Source organism: Sporosarcina aquimarina, assembly GCF_019748715.1.
Classification (GTDB): Bacteria; Bacillota; Bacilli; order Bacillales_A; family Planococcaceae; genus Sporosarcina; species Sporosarcina newyorkensis.
This window is the reverse complement of record NZ_JACLBZ010000025.1, coordinates 1-19,198: the sequence shown is the minus strand read 5'-3', so window position 1 is coordinate 19,198 and position 19,198 is coordinate 1. Positions and strand designations below refer to the sequence as shown.

The 19,198-nt window shown below is 41.6% G+C and carries 16 protein-coding genes and 1 other annotated feature; of the genes, 7 read left to right on the top strand and 9 right to left on the bottom strand.

Annotated elements, in window-relative coordinates:
* Positions 1-83: 83 nt before the first annotated feature.
* The 4 genes from H7J92_RS12140 to H7J92_RS12125 form a co-directional block, all read right to left on the bottom strand.
* Positions 84-977 carry a LysR family transcriptional regulator gene (locus H7J92_RS12140; RefSeq protein ID WP_221837153.1) on the bottom strand — a complete coding sequence of 298 codons (894 nt, stop codon included), beginning with the start codon at positions 975-977 and terminating at the stop codon, positions 84-86.
* A gap of 127 nt (positions 978-1,104) precedes the next feature.
* Positions 1,105-2,499 carry an L-cystine transporter gene (locus H7J92_RS12135; RefSeq protein ID WP_078817550.1) on the bottom strand — a complete coding sequence of 465 codons (1,395 nt, stop codon included), beginning with the start codon at positions 2,497-2,499 and terminating at the stop codon, positions 1,105-1,107.
* Positions 2,499-3,701 carry a MalY/PatB family protein gene (locus tag H7J92_RS12130; protein WP_221837151.1) on the bottom strand — a complete coding sequence of 401 codons (1,203 nt, stop codon included), beginning with the start codon at positions 3,699-3,701 and terminating at the stop codon, positions 2,499-2,501. The genes H7J92_RS12135 and H7J92_RS12130 overlap by 1 nt, the downstream gene beginning before the upstream one ends.
* A 95-nt stretch (positions 3,702-3,796) precedes the next feature.
* On the bottom strand, positions 3,797-5,212 hold the full coding sequence (locus H7J92_RS12125) for an MBL fold metallo-hydrolase (RefSeq protein ID WP_009766454.1): 1,416 nt from the start codon (positions 5,210-5,212) through the stop codon (positions 3,797-3,799).
* 483 nt (positions 5,213-5,695) lie between these two features.
* Between H7J92_RS12125 and H7J92_RS12120 the strand changes: the two genes are divergently transcribed.
* Both H7J92_RS12120 and H7J92_RS12115 read left to right on the top strand, forming a co-directional pair.
* Positions 5,696-6,943 (top strand): threonine synthase, encoded by a 1,248-nt coding sequence (locus H7J92_RS12120; RefSeq protein ID WP_009766455.1) that lies wholly within the window; start codon positions 5,696-5,698, stop codon positions 6,941-6,943.
* 160 nt (positions 6,944-7,103) lie between these two features.
* Positions 7,104-8,327: a dicarboxylate/amino acid:cation symporter gene (locus tag H7J92_RS12115; RefSeq protein WP_221837267.1), complete on the top strand. Its 1,224-nt coding sequence runs from the start codon at positions 7,104-7,106 to the stop codon at positions 8,325-8,327.
* A gap of 239 nt (positions 8,328-8,566) precedes the next feature.
* On the opposite strand, the gene H7J92_RS12110 is transcribed toward H7J92_RS12115, so the two are convergent.
* Together H7J92_RS12110 and H7J92_RS12105 are read right to left on the bottom strand one after the other, a co-directional pair.
* Positions 8,567-9,874, bottom strand: a complete 1,308-nt coding sequence (locus H7J92_RS12110; protein WP_009766458.1) for an ABC transporter permease — start codon at positions 9,872-9,874, stop codon at positions 8,567-8,569.
* Positions 9,864-10,562, bottom strand: coding sequence for an ABC transporter ATP-binding protein (locus tag H7J92_RS12105; RefSeq protein WP_040759045.1), 699 nt, complete (start codon positions 10,560-10,562; stop codon positions 9,864-9,866). The genes H7J92_RS12110 and H7J92_RS12105 overlap by 11 nt, the downstream gene beginning before the upstream one ends.
* Before the next feature lie 485 nt (positions 10,563-11,047).
* Here H7J92_RS12105 and H7J92_RS12100 point away from each other — a divergent pair, with 485 nt between their 5' ends.
* The 5 genes from H7J92_RS12100 (at position 11,048) to H7J92_RS12080 (ending at position 16,479) form a co-directional block, all read left to right on the top strand.
* Entirely contained in the window at positions 11,048-11,668 is a 621-nt protein-coding gene (locus H7J92_RS12100) for a DUF47 domain-containing protein (RefSeq protein ID WP_009766460.1), read from the top strand.
* A 13-nt stretch (positions 11,669-11,681) separates the two neighbouring features.
* Positions 11,682-12,680 (top strand): inorganic phosphate transporter, encoded by a 999-nt coding sequence (locus H7J92_RS12095; RefSeq protein ID WP_009766461.1) that lies wholly within the window; start codon positions 11,682-11,684, stop codon positions 12,678-12,680.
* A gap of 158 nt (positions 12,681-12,838) precedes the next feature.
* Entirely contained in the window at positions 12,839-13,039 is a 201-nt protein-coding gene (locus H7J92_RS12090; RefSeq protein ID WP_009766462.1) for a cold-shock protein, read from the top strand.
* 166 nt (positions 13,040-13,205) lie between these two features.
* Entirely contained in the window at positions 13,206-15,353 is a 2,148-nt protein-coding gene (locus H7J92_RS12085; protein ID WP_078817554.1) for an MMPL family transporter, read from the top strand.
* Between the two features lie 220 nt (positions 15,354-15,573).
* Complete coding sequence (locus tag H7J92_RS12080) at positions 15,574-16,479, top strand: PhzF family phenazine biosynthesis isomerase (RefSeq protein WP_221837149.1); 906 nt, start codon at positions 15,574-15,576, stop codon at positions 16,477-16,479.
* A 142-nt stretch (positions 16,480-16,621) separates the two neighbouring features.
* Here H7J92_RS12080 and brnQ read toward each other — a convergent pair whose 3' ends face one another.
* From brnQ to H7J92_RS12065, 3 genes are all read right to left on the bottom strand, one after another.
* Positions 16,622-17,923: a branched-chain amino acid transport system II carrier protein gene (gene brnQ, locus H7J92_RS12075; protein ID WP_221837147.1), complete on the bottom strand. Its 1,302-nt coding sequence runs from the start codon at positions 17,921-17,923 to the stop codon at positions 16,622-16,624.
* 79 nt (positions 17,924-18,002) lie between these two features.
* Positions 18,003-18,253 (bottom strand) — a binding site (T-box leader).
* Positions 18,254-18,396: 143 nt separating this feature from the next.
* Positions 18,397-18,795 (bottom strand): hypothetical protein, encoded by a 399-nt coding sequence (locus tag H7J92_RS12070; protein WP_221837144.1) that lies wholly within the window; start codon positions 18,793-18,795, stop codon positions 18,397-18,399.
* On the bottom strand, positions 18,792-18,998 hold the full coding sequence (locus H7J92_RS12065; RefSeq protein ID WP_078817557.1) for a helix-turn-helix transcriptional regulator: 207 nt from the start codon (positions 18,996-18,998) through the stop codon (positions 18,792-18,794). Before H7J92_RS12065 ends, H7J92_RS12070 begins: the two co-directional genes overlap by 4 nt.
* Between the last annotated feature and the right edge of the window lie 200 nt (positions 18,999-19,198).

Genomic DNA, 19,198 nt, shown 5'->3' with positions numbered 1-19,198 from the left:
TACTTCTAAGCAGGCATGATTATTTTTGCTACCGAAAAGGGTTTAGTGCTCTCAACGTACGCTTTTTAACGCTTTCGCTACGATTACATTGTCACTTTCTTTAAATAGGCAATAAAGGCGTCCATGCTTCTTTTAGGAAACCGGGACGGTAATTCGACTAACCATAAATCCCTAATAAGTTCAATGCCAGAAATCGAAACTTGTTTCAAAACCCCTAATTCAAGCTCTCTCAAGACAGATAACTTCGGAATAATACCAATGCCTAAGCCCGCTTCTACGGCACTTTTGATGGATTGCGTGCTACTCAGTTCCATATAACTTCTAACTTTATCCAATGTATTGTTTTCTTCTAATACTCTTTCTACAATCTTTCTGATACCTGCATTTTCTTCTCTCCAGATCATCTTTTCCTCAATCAATTCCTCTATTTCTATTTCATCTCTATCGCTCCATCTATGATCATTGGAGACAATCAAAATCAGTTGATCTTCCGCAAATTTTTCTATTTTAAAATCTTCATCATGTAGAAAGGCTCCTTCTACTAACGCAATGTCAATATCCCGACTTTCCAAACTGGATATGGTGCTGGGTGTATTTCCAATGGTTAATTTAAACTTAAGATTTTTATGTTCTTTTTGGAAGTCCCCTAGTATTCTGGGAAGCAGGTATTCACCAATTGTTAAACTTGCCCCTATATTTAACGTGCCTGCATCTTTATTGGCAATAGATTTTACAGCCTCTTCAGAGCGTTTATAGTTATCGATAATCTCTTTTGCATATGGATATAAAGTTGAACCGGCTTCAGTAAGCTTTAGTTTTCCAGCTTTTCTGTCAAACAGCGCAACTCCATAATGCTTTTCCAATTGACGAATTTGACTGGTTACAGCCGGTTGTGAGATGAAGCTAGTCCGGGCTGCCTGACTAATACTTCCTTCCTCAATCACACGGCAAAACATTATTAAACTTTCTTTCTTCATTAGTGTCACTCCCTAACCTTTTCCGTCCATGACGTGTCCCTTCTTATCATAACATGCTGGTTTATCCCATAGGAAAGCACCTGTTGCATGGTTAGGAATGCAACAGGTATGTAACTTTCAGAATTTTTTAAACGACTTCAGGTACAGCTTTTTCCTCTTTACTGTTATATACTTCTTCATCTAATTGTTTTGTGATTTTACTCGTTATTACCCCTGTCGTCATAGTTCCGCTGACATTTAGCGCCGTACGCGCCATGTCTATGAGCGGCTCTATTGAAATAAGTAGTCCTACAATCGCAACAGGCAAGTTCATCGTTGATAAGACAATCAGACCGGCAAATGTCGCTCCGCCACCGACGCCTGCAATGCCGAATGACCCAATCACTACAGTGACAAGTAACATGAGTATAAATGACGGTGTAAATGGATCAATTCCTACTGTGGGAGCGACCATAATCGCAAGCATTGCAGGGTAGATTCCCGCACATCCATTTTGTCCGATCGTTATTCCAAATGCGCCCGATATATCCGCGATCCCTTCAGAAACTCCCAAACTCTTCTTTTGTGTACTAACATTAATAGGCAATGTCCCCGCACTAGACCGAGATGAAAATGCGAATACAAGAACCGGCATGATTTTTTTAATATACGTTAATGGATTCAAACCTACCAATCTAATGAGCAACAAGTGAATTAAAAACATAACAGCTATCGCAAAATATGAGGCTAAAATAAACTTCCCTAGATTCCAAAAGGCGACTAAATCACTGGTGGCAGCTTTATTTGTCATTAATGCTAAAATCCCGTATGGCGTCAAACGCAAAACAAGTGTCACAACTCGCATCACAACTGTAAAAATCGCTTCGACAATTGACGCGAACATCTCTGCTTGTTTGGGTTCTTTTCTCTTTACACCCATGAATGCCATCCCGAGGATAGATGCAAAAATAACGACTGAGATGACTGATGTAGAACGCGCTTCTGTCAGGTCATAAAAAATGTTCATCGGCAGCATCGATACAACCTTTTCAGGTACTGACATCGCATTTAAATCATCTAACTTTTGCCCATGACTTTCTATCGCTACAGATTCTGCTTCTCCTTGTGTAATTTCCATTCCTTCTAAACCGAATATGCCAGCGGAGAATATTCCAACTGCAGCTGCAATTGCTACTGTTCCAGCAAGCATCCCAATCACTAACCCGCCAATTTTACCAAAATCATTGGCCAATTTGGATTTAGTAAAGGCGGATAAAATCGCAAAGAAAACTAATGGGATCACAAGCATTCTTAACAATGATATAAATCCGTTTCCAACGATATTGATCCATTCGGCAGATTCAGAGATAATAAATGATGTTTGGCCATAGATAAACTGTATGGCTAGTCCATAGATAATCCCAACAACTAACGCTAGCATGACACGTTTAGAAAACGATACAAATTTCTTTTGCATGTAGAACAATGCAGCACAAAGGAGCACAAATATCGTGATGATCAAAGAAATGTGGAATGCTTCCATTAACGTACCTCCTCTGCATTCTTAGCTAAATTTTCTTTCACAGCCCTTTCTACTCTTCGCAAGCCGTCTTCTAAAACATGCCTTGGACAAGCCATGTTAACTCTTGTAAAACCTTCGCCTCCTAAACCAAATGTATAACCTTCATCAAATGCCACCTTGGCGTTTTTACGGAAGAAGTCCTCAAGCTCTTTTGCATCCAATCCAAGAGCTCTGCAGTCTAACCAAGCAAGATATGTCCCCTCAGGCGGGATCACTTTAATTTCCTTTAAATTCGTTTCAATAAATGTTGTTAAAAAGGTAAGATTGCCTTCCAAGTAATCCAAAAATTGATCTAACCACTCTTCTCCGTATTTATAAGCGTTTTCAGCTGCAGTCACACCAAAAGTATTGGATAATCCTAAATACATTATGTCAATAATTTTCGTAAACGAATCCCGTAACTCTTTATTTGGAATAATAATATTAGCCATTTGAACACCTGCAAGATTGAACGTTTTACTTGGAGCCGTGCACGTTATGGAATGGTCCGAAAACTCTTCTGAAATGCTAGCAAAAGGCGTATGGGTATGACCTTTGTAAACAATATCAAAATGAGCTTCATCAGAAATGACTAGCACATTATTTTTCAAGCATATTTCCCCCAGTCTCGTCAATTCTTCTTTAGACCAAACCCGACCAGCCGGATTATGAGGGTTACATAAAATAATCATCTTAACATCTTCGTCCCTTGCGACTTCCTCCAAGTTTTCATAATCCATCCCATATCTCTCATTTTCATACTTTAGTGGATTTAACACGATATCACGATTATTTTTTTCGATTACTTCCATGAATGGCGTATAAACAGGGGTTTGTATAATAACTTTATCTCCTTCATTTGTGAAGGATTGAATTGCAATACTTAACGCTGGCATAATCCCCGGCGTACAGCGGATCCATCGTTTCTGAATGTCCCATTTATGACGTCTTTGCACCCAGTCTATAAATGCCTGGAAGTAATCATTAGACCTTGATGTATAGCCAAACACTCCATGTTCAGCTCTCTCCTTCAACGCCTCTACGACAGGTTTTGGGGACACAAAATCCATATCCGCAATCCACATTGGTAGAATATCCTTATCACCAAATAATTTCTCTGTGTGATCCCATTTGACCGAATCTGTATTGTACCGACTGATGACTTCATCAAAGTTATACTTCACTATAACGACCTCCAATTTGTAATTTCATTACTGACAGTTGCTACCCGTTTTCTATAAAGAGCCGTTAGAGCCAAATGAACAATTGGCCTGTTTGATTACTTTATTACCGGAGCTTGTTTATTAGTTTCCTTCAACCAAGCTAAATAGCCGCCTTTTACATTCATCACGTCTTTATAGCCATGAGCCTGCAGCAAGCTTGAGGCTATTGCAGATCGGGCACCAGACTTACAATGTACAAGATACGTCTTTCCTTTTGGCAAATCATCGAGCTGCTTTGTCAGCAAATTAAGGGGCATGTGTTCGGCTCCTTCAATTCTGCCTTCCGTCCACTCTGATTCATTGCGAACATCAACCAGATGATACTGATCATCGAGCAAGTATTCCTGTACTTGTTTGACATCTACTTCTCCGTAACTTTCCAACTGTTTGTCATCAGCCAGAACGTCAAACGGTTCAATGAAACCGACAATGCCATCTAAACCTATTGAAGATAAACTCTCCTTGATCGCATTCAGTTTGCTTTCCTCTGCGATTAGTATGATTTCTGAATCGTAGTCAATTAACTCTCCTGCCCAATTTGTAAAAGATTGATTAAATGGGATGTTGATTGTCCCTTCCAAATGACCTTTTGCAAATTCTGCAGCTCTTCTTGTGTCTACTAAAACTGCATTCGCATCATGACCTTCCAATTCCTTTACAGTGCGGATTCTATTAGTCTTCCCTTCACTGACTAGCGGCGGTCCCATCTTGTTCAACTTTTTCATCATTGCAAAATAGTTAGGAGGAGTAGATTGCCCCGTTAATAAAGTCTTGATAAAGTTTTCTTGATCTTCTTCCCGTAAAGCCCAATTGTTTAATTTCTCATAACCAATTGTAGACATAGGAACTGCTCCAAGTGCTTTACCACAAGCACTTCCTGCACCATGCCCCGGCCAAACTTGCAGATAATCAGGCAATTGCTTAAACTTCTGCAGCGATTGGAACATCTGGCTTGCTCCAAGCTCCGCAGAACCAATCACTCCAACAGCCTTCTCCAATAAATCAGGCCTGCCAATATCTCCGACAAATACGAAATCACCTGTGAAAATGCCCATGGGTTGGGAAGAACCACCGCCCTTATCCGTCAAAACAAATGAAATACTTTCTGGTGTATGTCCGGCAGTATGCATCACAGTGAATTCAATTTGACCTATCATAAATGTGCTGCCATCTTTCAACAAGACATAATCAATATCTTCCAGCTGATTGTATTTCCACTGTTCGTCGCCTTCATCCGAAACGTACAAAGTGGCATCACAATGTTGCGCGATCTCCCGAGACCCAGAAACGAAGTCTGCATGAATGTGAGTTTCAGCTGCTGCAATTATTTTCAGTCCCTTCTTCCTCGCCATCCCTAAATAGGGTTCAATGCTACGAGCCGGGTCAATTACAATGGCTTCTCCTGTCTGCTGACAACCAACCAAATACGACATTTGAGCTAAACTCTCATCAAAAAATGAACGAAAAAACATATTAATCCCTCCAACTATTTGTTTTGAAAGCGTTTTCAACAGAGGCTGTTAAATGAATTAAGAAGGCTGTTCCTTCCCCTCTCCTTCCAAGCTGTTTTAAGTATTCAATTAACTTTTTCTAGCATAGCGCATTTCAAGTTTTTTGAACAATCGAATTATTTTATAAGGTATAAATTAAAAAGTAGAGTCGTTGTGAAACATGGTTGTAGCCTAGTTTTAGGCAGAGGTAAGTATCCTTCCACTGTCGGTATTAAGATTAAAAAACAACCCAATAAATTGGGATCCGACGAAGGAATTCTCTTCTGACAGGAGAGATCTTCTATCCGTAGCCACACAGCCAGAAAACGACAAAATTCACCTCGGTTTTACTGGGTGTCAAGGTTCGGCATGTTGTAAAGCCTCCCAACATAAGATGGAACAATACGTAAACTATTTTAGTCACCGTAAAAGAAAGAACTAGCCTTTCAGGAGGAGAGATTTCAGATGAAATTCAGCTATATTTCGCATCTTCATTGCCCTAAATGTCAAAAACGTTTCAGCGCAGGAGGAAAACACCAGCTATGTGAATGCGGTTCCCCATTACTAGTGGATTATGATTTGAAAGAGATAGGCAAGGTATTAAAACCGACAGATTTACTTACGAGGAATACTGATTTATGGCGCTACCATGAGTTGCTGCCTGTACAAAACAAAGAAAATGTTGTCACTCTTGGTGAAGGAATGACCCCCCTTCTGCCGATGAAACAGATTGGTGCAGATATGGACATCTCAAACCTGCTTATGAAAGATGAAGGCATTATTCCCACTGGAACCTTTAAGGCTCGCGGAGCTGCAGTAGGAGTATCAATGGCGAAAGAATTAGGCATCCAAGAGTTAGCGATGCCGACCAACGGAAATGCGGGAGCCTCGTGGGCACTTTATGCCGCCAGAGGAGGAATTAATTCAACCATCGTCATGCCGATAGATGCACCAAAAATCACAAGAAATGAATGTGCAATCGCCGGGGCGGATCTTCATTTAGTGAATGGATTAATTAGCGATGCAGGGAAAATAATTTCTCAAACAGTGAAGGAGTATGCGTTATTCGATGTTTCCACCCTGAAAGAACCGTATAGAATCGAAGGAAAGAAGACAATGGGCTATGAAATCGCAGAACAGCTGGGCTGGAAAGTACCAGATGTAATTCTATACCCTACCGGCGGCGGTGTTGGATTAATTGGCATTTATAAAGCGTTAAAAGAACTTCAAACCCTCGGTTGGATTGCTGAAGATAAGTTGCCTAGATTGGTAGCCGTTCAAGCTGAGGGATGCGCTCCGATAGTGAAAGCCTGGAAAGAAAACAAAATGGAATCAGAGTTCTGGGTTGATTCCGAAACAATTGCTTTTGGAGTGAATGTTCCTAAAGCTTTAGGGGACTTTTTAGTGCTTCAATCGCTGTATGAAACAAATGGATGCGCAATCGCGATCGACGATGAAACCATTTTAGAAGAACAACGAAAAATTGCGCGTATGGAAGGGACTTTTATTTGTCCGGAAGGAGCTTCCACATTTTCAGCCGCACGCAGATTACGTGAAAAGAATTGGATTAAAGCGAATGAAGTGGTCATCGCTTTAAATACAGGAGCTGGATTAAAATATCCCGACACGTCTAGTTTTGAAACACCCGTTATGGAGCCTGGTGAATCTCTGACTAAGAATGTCTCTAATAATACATTCCGAGAAGGGAGGTGAGCTAAATGACTTGATTGCTATAAGAAAGCGATTTTTATCAATCCGTCAACGTTAAAGAAAGCCAAGTTAATTGGAACCAGTAAGCAAGCGACAATCAGTTTCGAAAGCGCTCACAACTACTTGAAAAGGAGAGAGAAATGTGAGATTAAAAGGGAATTTAATGGCGCAGATTTTCATTGCTTTTGGGATTGCAATTATTTTAGGGGTTATCTTCGGTCCGTCCATTGAGGTAATAAAGCCACTCGGGGACTTATTTCTACGATTAATTAAATTCATCATTGCCCCGCTTATCCTCGCTTCTTTAGTTGTCGGTGTTGCAAGTACGGGAGATCCAAAGCAGTTAGGAAGAATAGGAGTTAAAACCGTCTCTTATTATTTAATGACCAGCGCCATAGCGGTTGCCATCGGATTAGCATTCGCCTACCTCATTTCGCCTGGCAAAGGGGTAAATATCAGCGTTCCTGAAGCAGCTGCGCAAGTGAATGAAACAGATGGAGTAATTGCTACTTTACTAAACATCATACCGGAGAATTCTTTTACTGCTCTTTCTTCAGGCAACATTTTACAGATTATATTTTTTGCAATCTTCGTCGGCCTGGCCATCACGCTAGTAGGAAAAAAAGCAAAGCCCGTCTATCAATTTTTTGAAGGCTTTGCTGAAATCATGTATAAAATTACCGGCATCGTCATGTGGTTCGCGCCAATCGGGATTTTAGGATTAGTTGCACCAGTAGTCGGTGAATATGGATTAAGTGTTTTAATGCCATTATTAAAAGTCATTCTAGCTGTTGCCATTGCATGCTTTATACATGTTCTATTTGTTTATTCGATGGCAGTAAAAAAGTTCGCCAAGATGAGCCCGATGAAATTTTTCAAAGGAATGGCTCCTGCTTCTATTGTGGCTTTCAGTACATGCAGCAGTGCCGGAACATTGCCTGTGACGATAAAAAATACTCAAGATAATTTAGGCGTGCCGAAGAAAATCAGCAGCTTCGTCCTTCCGCTCGGAGCTACGATCAATATGGACGGAACAGCTATCTACCAAGGGGTGGCAGTCGTTTTCATCGCCCAATTCTATGGATTGGAATTATCGTTAATACAACTTCTAATGGTTGTACTGACTGCTGTGTTAGCATCAATCGGTGCAGCAGGAGTTCCAGGCGCCGGTGTCATCATGCTTGCCATGGTACTAAGCTCCGTCAACATTCCATTAGAGGGAATCGCCCTGATTGCTGGAATTGATCGGATTCTTGATATGTTCCGGACAACTGTGAACATTCTAGGCGATGCCTCCGCTTCCGTCGTCGTTGCCGCCACTGAGGATGGATTATGGTCGGATGATGCGAACGGAGCACCAAAACATGAGCTGGAAGTTTCAAAATAAAATCATCTTGAATTCAAGGGCTGTCCTGAACTTTCAGGTACAGCCCTTTTCCCGTGTTACCAAGCTGGTAAAGCGAAGGAACGCACCAAAGTCTCATCACACCGAGCCAAAACACCGTTAGACCGAACCAATACCCTCCAAGACCGCACCTTCAGCAAGCCGAACCGAACCAAACGTCCCGGCATACGAACCAAACCGGCCGCGCACCGCACATTCCCTCCCCTACCATACTTTTCGCTTCACAATTCTCTTCGCAACGCATCAATCACATCAATCCTCGTAGCCTTTCTCGCTGGTCTCCAGCCCGAGACGATTGCCACCGTTAGGCTGATGGCTGACGCTATGACGACGAGCTGCCATGGGATCACTGAGAATGTGACATTTAGTTCAGCAAAATCTTCTTCACCGATAGCCGCTCCTACAATAATTGGCAATAGCCAGTTTGAAACCAAGCTGACGGCATAGGAAATGATGATCGCCAGTACAGTCCCGACAACACCGATCCAAGCACTTTCCATCAAAAAGAGTCGCTGGATGAGTTTCGGCTGGGCACCGATCGCCTTCATAACGCCGATTTCCCGCGTCCGTTCCGTCACCGCCATCGTCATTGTGTTGAATATCCCGATTGATGAAATCAATATGGCAATTGTACCGACGAAAACGAGACCTGCTTTTAACGCAAGGAAAAACACATCGATTTGGTCCAGTTCTTCTGAAATGGAATAGACATTATAGCCTTGGTCCTTCAGTTCACTCGTGACAGACTTTACGTTTTCCAAAACATCCGCGTAGACATACAGCATGCTGGAGAATAGTGGATCTGTCACCTCTTCCTTCTTATCTTGCTTATAGATTTTTTCAAGCTCTGGAATCAATGCAGCATCTGCATAAATTTTATTGTCCACTAACCAGTCCTTCGATGGTTTTTTGGCGACACCAACAATTGTCAACTCGGTTTTATCATCATATAGTTCGCCCGTACCGTAATCTCCTAGTTGATATGTAAACGTCTTTCCGATCAACTCTCCTTTATACGAAGGGATTTCCGGCTCTTCCTCTGACCCTTCAGGAAGTGCTTCAGCTAGCTTTTCAGCAGCTGATTCGTCTATTAAACTTTCAGCGAATCCATTCCCTACTACAACCTCGTAGGTACTTTCCGGTAGCCGCCCTTCCGCTAAGGCGAACCCAACTTTCGCCTCTTCCTTGAAGTCCGTAACTAGTAAATTTCCATGCGTTGTATACTTCCCGAGCGATGCTTGCTGCATTGCATTCGCTCCCTGATGCATCACAACTGCTTTAACATGGTCGATCCCTTTCATTTCTTCTGCTTCCTCTGCTCCTAGGTCATCGGAATACACTTCAATCTGCGTAACCAAGCGATTTTCCAACATAAGACTACGCATTGTATCATGAATCCCGAAGCCGACAGATGCCAGAACGATAAGAAAAGCAGTACCCATCGTAGCGGCAAGGACAGTCATGAAAACGCGCAATTTATTTTTCTTAATATGTTGGCGAATGAAATCAATCTGATCTTTAAACTGCATTCGGAACACCTTCTTCCGTCAAAATCCCGTCATGCATCCGATACATGCGATCCGCTCTTTGAGCCACTTCATCATCGTGTGTAATGATGACAAACGTGATATCACGCGTGTCGTTAAGTGTTTGGATGAGCTCCAAAACTTCCTGCTCTGTCTCGGAATCCAAACTGCCTGTTGGTTCATCAGCAAAAATGATCGGCGGATCGGTAATCAATGCTCGAGCAATACTGACACGCTGTTGCTGACCTCCCGACAACTCATTCGGATAATGATCTTGTACGGATTGCAGTCCAACATGCTTCATTAACTGCTGAACTTTGTCTTTACGCTGATGACGGTTCATTCCCTTTAATTTCAGCGGTAATTCAACATTCTCGAATGCCGTTAAACCAGGCATGAGCTGGAAATTTTGAAAAATGAAGCCGTAATTTTCAAGTCGAAACTGTGCACTTTGCTGTTCATTAAACACAGAAGTAACCGTATCCTTCACTACTATTTCTCCGCTGTCCGGCTTTAAAAAACCTGCCAATATATGAAGCAGCGTCGATTTGCCTGAGCCGCTTCGTCCGACAATCGAGACAATTTCACCTTGTTTCACCGAAAATGAAATATTTTTCAGCACTGGCACATTGCTTTCCTTGCCTTTTCTACCGATTAAAAATGAATGGTTTATATCTTGTACTGTAATCAACATTCTTTCCTCCCATAACTGTACTGCTTTCTAGTATATAAATAGCTTCTTAAGGAACCATAAGGATGTTTCTTAAGATTTTCTGAAGTTCTGCATCAATTACGCTTCGGCGTAATTGCGTACAGATTTTTAATTGTGCTTAGGCCCGCGTGAAGCAGGTCAGTTAACCTTTGCCACAGGATGTGGTGATCTTAGCCTGTGTACTTCTATTGTTCAGCGAGCGTTTGAACACCCACAGAACAGGGAATTGGATCATATTCATCTCACCACCCACCTATAGAAGTAAGGCTCTTCTGCTGAATAAATATAAATGCCAAAATTCTACACGATTCGCTATCTTTTTATACAAATATTTTGGTATGATGAGTAAATCAAATGCGCTAAGGTGTATTTAACCTGAAATTCCTTTCACCACTTTCACAAGCTAGAGTCCCTCGCTAAATTTAGTTACACAATCGATTCCAACAATAGATGGAGGAAAATACATGTTAAGTCCACGAAAACCCGATCCGTTCTTCACTGCTTTATTGGATATTGCAAAACACGTACAAGAATCGTTGCACTATGCGGATGACTTCAAAGTCGAAACAATAGCTGATCTGAAAGAAGTCAGCATTCAAATGAAAGCCTATGAGACTGCTGGTGACACACTGATCCATGAGCTGATCACCAAGCTCAATACATCATTCATGACTCCGATCGAAAGAGAAGATATCTTGCAGCTAGCGATAAAAATGGATGATATTTTGGATGGAATTGAGCATTTCCTCGGTAATCTGGAGATGTTTTCACTTATTGAAATTGATGAATACATGCAGAAGTTCATGAGCAATATTGTCAAAAGCACAGACGAAATCGTCAAAGCGATGGAACTTCTGACGAAGAAGAAGCTCGTCGAAATGCGGACGCATGCCGTGCAGATCAAAGAATATGAACGCGTGTGTGATGACGTGCTTCGGACGTCCATCAAACAATTATTCATTCGAGAAAAAGACCCTATCCGAATTATTCAATTGAAGGATCTGTACGAATTGCTCGAAGAAGTCGCAGATTATTGCCAAGATGTAGCGAACACTATTGAAACGATCATAATGCGAAACGCGTGAGGAGTAATAGTTAATGGATATGATTCTCATATTAACCATTCTCGTTGTTGTATTTGCTTTAGCATTCGACTTCATCAATGGTTTTCACGATACAGCAAATGCCATTGCTACTTCTGTCTCTACCCGTGCATTGAAACCACGGACTGCGATCTTGATGGCGGCAGCAATGAACTTTGTCGGGGCACTGACTTTTACAGGAGTAGCCAAAACCATTACGAAAGATATCGTAGACCCCTTTTTATTGGAAAATGGTTCCCTTGTCATTCTGGCGGCTCTCGTTTCCGCCATCATCTGGAACTTGGTGACTTGGTATTTCGGAATACCCTCCAGTTCTTCCCATGCCTTGATCGGCTCCATTGCAGGCGCCGCCATTGCAGCGGCCGGCTTTGGTATTCTGAACTACAGTGGATTCATCAAGATTATCCAAGCGCTCATTCTTTCCCCGGTCATTGCATTAGTCGGTGGTTTTATCGTCATGACGATACTGCGGGCTTTGTTGAAGAACCGTAATTTATTCAAAGCGAATAAACGAATTCGCTATATGCAAATCGGGACCGCCGCGATCCAATCGTTCACGCACGGTACGAATGATGCGCAAAAAGCGATGGGGATCATCACGATGGCACTCATTGCGGCCGAACTGCAAACATCAGATGACATCCAGCTCTGGGTACGGATTGCTGCGGCCACTTCGATGGGAATCGGAACATCTATTGGCGGCTATAAAATTATCAAGACGGTCGGCGGTAAAATCATGAAAATCCGGCCGATTCACGGAATTGCGGCAGATTTGAACTCAGCTGCGATCATTTTTGGAGCTACACTCCTTCACCTGCCTGTCAGCACGACGCACGTCATCTCCTCATCCATCATGGGGGTTGGGTCTGCACAGCGCTTGAAAGGTGTAAAATGGGGAGTCGCCCAAACAATCGTTTTGACATGGGTCATCACCATGCCGATCTCCGCAGTCGTCGCGGCCATTGTTTATAAAACATTAGCGCTTTTCTTATAAGTAAACTTTTAACTTGCAATGTCTGATATTTCCTGTTATGATAAAGAAGAATTATTTTTGTTCGACGTTGGTCTACGATTTCATCTCGACCGTTTTCAAGAATTGAGCAAGGATAGTAATACAATGTGTACACAACTGTACACGAGGAGGAAACAAACATGGAACAAGGTAAAGTAAAATGGTTTAACGCAGAAAAAGGTTATGGCTTCATCGAACGTGAAGATGGCGACGATGTATTCGTACACTTCTCCGCTATCCAAGGCGACGGGTTCAAAACTCTTGAAGAAGGTCAAGACGTGTCTTTCGAAATCGAACAAGGACAACGCGGACTTCAAGCAACTAACGTTACTAAAAACTAATTTAACTTCACAAACCACTTCCTTTTAGGGAGTGGTTTTTTTGTGTTTCTCCAACTAATCACGCAAGACTTTCATGCAGTTCTTCGTTATGATAGTCATTGAACTTACAATCTCGGCTCGTATCGATCATTACATAGATTGGTTTGAACAGATAGGAGGAATTATCGTGCATAGCTTTGCAAAGTTCGTGACGAAGTCCTATAAATGGATTCTCGCCTTTTGGGTTTTACTGTTTGGCGTAATGACCTACTTCGCCATCCAACTGCCCGGTTTACTCGCGGGTGATGGTTTCAGAGTAGACGGTGAACATGAAAAAGTTATGAAGATTGTCTCAGAGGACTTTGGGTTGCCTGCGGAGACGTTGTTTTTAGTTTTTGACGAAAAGTCCGATGAAGATATCAAATCCACTCTTTCAAAGCTGGACACACTTGACATTAAATCTGAAATTGTCTCTCCTTTGGACGAAAAGGATCAGTATTCAGAAGGGCTTTCCTACGCGATGCTGCAATTTAAGAAAGAACCCGAAGATATGCCGCAAGTGGTGGACGATATTCGAGAATCATTCGAAGGCGAAAAAGGAATTACGTTAACCGGCGGAGGCGCGTTTGAACACGATATCAACAAAGCAAGTCAGCGTGACTTAATGACTGCCGAGGCCATTGGATTGCCGATTGCCATTATCGTCTTGCTGTTTGCATTCGGGACGGTCGTTGCTTCTGTCGTTCCTTTATTGGTTGGGATCGGAACGGTCGTTTCTTCGCTTGGTGTGCTCGCACTACTTGGCAATCAAGTCGATTTGTCTATTTTTGTGCTGAATATCGTGCCGATGCTCGGTCTCGCGCTCAGTATTGATTTTGCTTTATTGTTCATTAGCCGTTATCGGGAAGAGTTGAAGAAGCGGAGCTTTTCCGATTCCTTGATCATGACGATTCGGACCGCAGGACGTTCGATTATCTTCTCTGCCGTCTGTGTGTTCATCGGACTTGGTGCAATGTTGCTCATTAAAGTCGATATCTTTGAAAATATCGCTCTTGGCGGGATGATCGTTGTCGGCATGGCGGTCGTTGCTTCGCTTACTTTATTACCTTCTGTACTATTGATGCTTGGTGATCGTATCCATAAAGGACGATTGCTGAAGGATCGCGGTGAAGAAGCAAACGGTTGGCGCAAATTTGCGAATGCAGTGATTAAACGACCTGTGTCGATTGCAATTGTCGCCTTTGTTCTATTGGCGATCGCGTTAATTCCTGTGCGCAATATGGAGCTTACGATTCCGCAGATTGATTCGTTGCCGGAATCATTCGATACACGCCTGGCGTTTGAACAGATACAAGAAACATTTGGCTTGGATAATGAAAGTACAGTTTTCTTGTTGGCTGAGCGTTCTGGCGGCTGGGAGAATTCAGACGGACTGGCTGACTTGAAGAAACTCGAAGAACAAGTGACGGAAGACCCTCTAGTCCAAGATGTTTCAACGATTTTCACGGTAAGCGGCATCGAAACCCCCGATCAATGGGAGCAGTCGATGATGGCACCGGGGATGGACGAACAGCTGAATCCTGTCATGAAAAGTTTTATAGACGGCAACAGATTGCTCGTTCCTGTTACGCTGAATGCTTCCGGCAGTTCCAATGAAGCACAAGATTGGGTTCGGAACTGGTCCGCTAAAGATACGCACTGGAACTTATTGATTGGCGGTGAGCCTCGTTTCAATCAGGAGATCTTCGATGAAATCGCAGATCATATCGTCTATGTGTTGCTCATCATTGTAGTTTCAACATTCTTCATCTTGATGTTCGCTTTCCGTTCCTTAATCATCCCAATCAAAGCGATTTTGATGAATATTCTAGGGTTGTCCGCTACGTTCGGAATACTCGTGTATATTTTCCAGTACGGCCATTTCGGCTTGCACCCTGGAACGGTCGCGCTCATTATTCCGGTCATCGTCTTTAGCTTAGTGTTTGGGTTGAGCATGGACTATGAAGTATTCTTAATTTCGCGGATGCAGGAAGAGTTCTCTTATTCATTTGATAACGATAAATCGACTGTAGAAGGACTCGCAACAACGAGTAAAGTCATTACGTCCGCTGCACTCATCATGATCGTCTTGACTGGAGCTTTCGCCTTTACGGACGTCATGCCAGTGAAACAGATCGGTGTCGGAATCGCCATTGCAGTAGCGATCGATGCGACAATCATCCGATTGTTGCTCGTACCGAGTCTGATGAAGCTGTTCGGCAAATGGAATTGGTGGCTGCCGTTCGGGAAAGGATTATATCGTTCCCACGGTCAGAACCGACATGCAGGCAAGTAAACTAATTGGGTAATCAGAAAATAACTAGGGAGGAAGGTTAAAGAGGACCTTCCTCCCTTCTTCATAAGATGCTATTCGCTAATTTAATCAGATGAGATTGAATGCTAACCCAAGACATACCTTAGCCGATAACAATCATTGTAAACATGAGAAGAATAATTCGGAAAGTAGTAAGGGTAAAATATAAAGAATCTTAATATCACCAGCGGAGGAATGTGTTGTGAAATCTATAAAGGTTTATCATTACGATGCGTTTAGTAAAGAGCCTAATAAGGGAAATGCTGCGGGAGTAGTATTAAATGGGGATGAATTGACGGATGCTCAAATGCAAGAAATTGCTTTCAAAGTGGGGTTTAATGAGACAGCATTTCCGGTTAAGTCGGAAGTTGCTGACTTTAGAATACGTTTTTTTACACCCGGACACGAAATGAACTTATGTGGTCACGCGACAATGGCAACTGTTTATTCATTAATATCAAAAGGTTTATTAGATGAAAAAACGAATTTCACAATTGAAACAAAGGCAGGAATTTTACCAATAAACGTTAAATTATCTACGGAAGGTGAAACTTTTATAACAATGAAACAAGCCTCTCCCCTATTTAATGAATTCAACGGTTCCAGAGAAGATTTAGCTAGTTCAATAGGATTAAATGAATCAGATATCGATGGAGACTTACCTATCCTATATGGCAGCACAGGTAATTGGACGCTATTAATTCCAATAAAACATCTTGAGGCATTTAAACGAATGAAACCAAATAATAATGTTTTTCCTGCTATCTTAAAAGAAATACCAAAATCCTCTGTTCATCCATTTTGTACGGAAGCATATGACTCTGATGCTGATATGCATGCTCGACATTTCTCCTCGCCGTTTTCAGGTACTGTGGAGGACGCAGTAACAGGCACTGCTTCGGGGGTAATGGGTGCATTTTTTGCCAAATACATAAAAAGCGACAGATTTGAAGAATCCCTAAATATTATAGTAGAACAAGGTCATGAAATTGAAAAAGACGGCAGGGTCATGGTGAATGTTACGAAAAACAATGAGTCCTACGATATTGAAATAACAGGAAACGCAGTGTATGTTAAAGAATTTGATGTTTATTTAGAAGATAAATAAAGTAGGGCACACGTGTAATTGATAAAAGCCTGCTATCTTGCATTACATTGAGACAGCAGGCTTCATCTATACTTAAAAATCCACAATATAAACCTGTGGAAGGATAAACTAGGGCCCTCCTACTCCAATCGGTTCTTTCATTTCATTCGCGAACTTGCCGGCCGGACTTATCCATTACATATCCAACCAAGGCAGCAACAAACGCAGGCAAGACCCAGCCCAGCCCTCGTTCAAAGAATGGGGCTACTCCCAGCAAACTAGTTAAGACGTCAAGTTTAAAACCGAGACTGATCAATACTTGGTATAACGCATAAATTGAGGTCACGATTACCGAAAGCCGGTACATCATCTTGCCTCCACCCGCAAAATGCTGAAATAAAGAAAGTATAACCAAGACTATAGCAATCGGATAAATAAACACCAATAAAGGCGTTGCCAATTCAAGAATTAAGTTTAATCCCAAATTAGACACGACCAAGCCGGTCAATACGAAAATAGCGACATATGCCTGGTAACTTAGCTTTGGATATATTTCATTAAAGAATCTCGAACAAGCGTTAATCAGACCGACACAAGTCGTCAGGCATGCCAATATTACAATTAAACCAAATAGAAAACCACCGCCGCTTGGGAACAATAACTTTGCAGCTTCGGTTAAGATTTCTGCACCATTTTCAAAACTGTTATTCTTCGGTATCACTCTGCCGATCCATCCTAGGGAGAAATAAACAATAGCCAGTCCAAGTCCAGCTATGAAAGCAGCTCCAAATGCACCTTTAACCAGTTCTGACTTGGATTTCGCACCTTTATCTTTCAAGGCATTGATCACAACAATTCCGAATGCCAAAGCGGCGACCGCGTCCATTGTAAAATATCCTTCCAAGAATCCTTTAACAAATGGAATTGATACATAATCCCCTTCTGGTGAAGAGGCGATGTTATCGAATTTAACAAAAGCCTGAACAACTAACATACCTAAAACTAGCAATAAAATAGGTGTTAAGAGCTGACCGATCCGATCAACGATTTTCTTAGGATTCAAGCTGATAAAATAAGTCAATACAAAAAATAACAAGGAGAACACAAGCAGCGGGAACCATCCTTGGGCATGAAAGACTTGTTTGAAACCCAGCTCGTACGCTACGTTGGAGGCTCTTGGTATACCATAAAAAGCCCCGATTGACATATAGATAATAATTGCAAAAACCATGCCAAACATACGATGTACTCGGCTTCCCATCGATAGTAATCCGTTATCAGACAAGGCAATTGCCATGATCGCCATGAATGGAAGCAGGACTCCCGTGATGAGAAAACCGGCAATCGCTGGTCCAAAATTGCTCCCCGATTCTAAACCAAGGAGTGGCGGAAAGATAAGATTTCCCGCCCCGAAAAATAAAGAAAAAAGCATAAACCCAGCAAAAAACACATTCTTCCTACTCAACTTAATCCACCTCGTATGTTGTCTTTGTTTATCATGATGCACCGCTCCTCTATTTTTCACATAAAAAAACCCGCCCCTAAATAGGGACGAGTTTATGCTCGCGATACCACCCATATTCCGCACGTTTCATTAAAAAGAAACAATCCGACTCTCAGTCAGCGTACTATCATACGCGCTCCATTTAACGGTGGAAAACCGTCAAAGTTTACTATTTTCAACTTTGCATCTCGGAGATGATTTTCGGATAAGATCTGCCCATCGACTTTCACCAAACGCCGACTCTCTGGAGAACAGGGTTCTTCTCTTACTCTTTCTCGTCACTGATTATTATGTATACATAATAACTTAGCAAAGAGTGATTAGAAAAGTCAATACATTTTAATATATTTGCAATTTTAGTAAAACAAAAATTTCTTTATATGGATAAGCATTTAAATACAAAACTATGAGAATCAAATGAAGTTATCCATAAATTAACAGACCCATTGGTATTTTTTGGCGATCAAAAATTCAACAAACGGCAAGATCACCATCGCTAAACCTAAAATACCTAATAGAAAAATATTCACTGTACCATTTACCATTTTATCGGCAGCCACGGCTATCAAAATAAAGAATACTAGAACAAAATAACTTACTTTTGAACTTTTCTCCATAATCATTTGCCCAAGCTCTTCCTCTGGCAATATTCCGTCTTTCTCTTCTTTATTCCCCCAAGTAATTGCAGAGAAAAACATCATCAACAACGCCCCGATTGTTATCACTTCATTGAACCCAAACTCTCTCTCGGTAATAAATTTAAAAATGGAATAGCCGACCACAATCAAAGTAGCAGTTCCAATTATAATGGCGCCTAATTTTCGAGTTTTCATTTTTCAATCTCCCCTTCACTCAAAAATAAATCATCGACTGTAACACCTAAAGTCTTCGCAAGATTAAAAGCTAATTGTAAGCTGGGATCATATTTGTTATTCTCAATTGCATTAATCGTTTGCCTGCTCACATTACATAGATCTGCTAAACCTCCTTGAGAAATCCCCTTTTTTTCACGATATTCTTTTATTTTATTTTCCATAAAAACAGCACCCTTAATTTCTAGTTAGTGTAAAACTTATTTGACACCAGTATAAAATAAGATGTATAGTCTGTCAAACATCTTTTACACCTCATGCTTCGTAAAGGAAAATTAAATTCATGAATTCCACACAAGGTTCCAACAAAAAAACAGCAGTACTCGGTTGATCATGACGTGCACCCCAAAAGTTAGAGTTCAAA

What these genes read in the sequence shown, in the direction of transcription:
- H7J92_RS12140 (WP_221837153.1), bottom strand. Translation starts at nt 977, where the DNA reads ATGAAGAAAGAAAGTTTAATAATGTTTTGCCGTGTGATTGAGGAAGGA.
- H7J92_RS12135 (WP_078817550.1), bottom strand. Translation starts at nt 2,499, where the DNA reads ATGGAAGCATTCCACATTTCTTTGATCATCACGATATTTGTGCTCCTT.
- H7J92_RS12125 (WP_009766454.1), bottom strand. Translation starts at nt 5,212, where the DNA reads ATGTTTTTTCGTTCATTTTTTGATGAGAGTTTAGCTCAAATGTCGTAT.
- H7J92_RS12120 (WP_009766455.1), top strand. Translation starts at nt 5,696, where the DNA reads ATGAAATTCAGCTATATTTCGCATCTTCATTGCCCTAAATGTCAAAAA.
- H7J92_RS12115 (WP_221837267.1), top strand. Translation starts at nt 7,104, where the DNA reads ATGGCGCAGATTTTCATTGCTTTTGGGATTGCAATTATTTTAGGGGTT.
- H7J92_RS12110 (WP_009766458.1), bottom strand. Translation starts at nt 9,874, where the DNA reads ATGCAGTTTAAAGATCAGATTGATTTCATTCGCCAACATATTAAGAAA.
- H7J92_RS12100 (WP_009766460.1), top strand. Translation starts at nt 11,048, where the DNA reads ATGTTAAGTCCACGAAAACCCGATCCGTTCTTCACTGCTTTATTGGAT.
- H7J92_RS12095 (WP_009766461.1), top strand. Translation starts at nt 11,682, where the DNA reads ATGGATATGATTCTCATATTAACCATTCTCGTTGTTGTATTTGCTTTA.
- H7J92_RS12090 (WP_009766462.1), top strand. Translation starts at nt 12,839, where the DNA reads ATGGAACAAGGTAAAGTAAAATGGTTTAACGCAGAAAAAGGTTATGGC.
- H7J92_RS12070 (WP_221837144.1), bottom strand. Translation starts at nt 18,795, where the DNA reads ATGAAAACTCGAAAATTAGGCGCCATTATAATTGGAACTGCTACTTTG.
- H7J92_RS12065 (WP_078817557.1), bottom strand. Translation starts at nt 18,998, where the DNA reads ATGGAAAATAAAATAAAAGAATATCGTGAAAAAAAGGGGATTTCTCAA.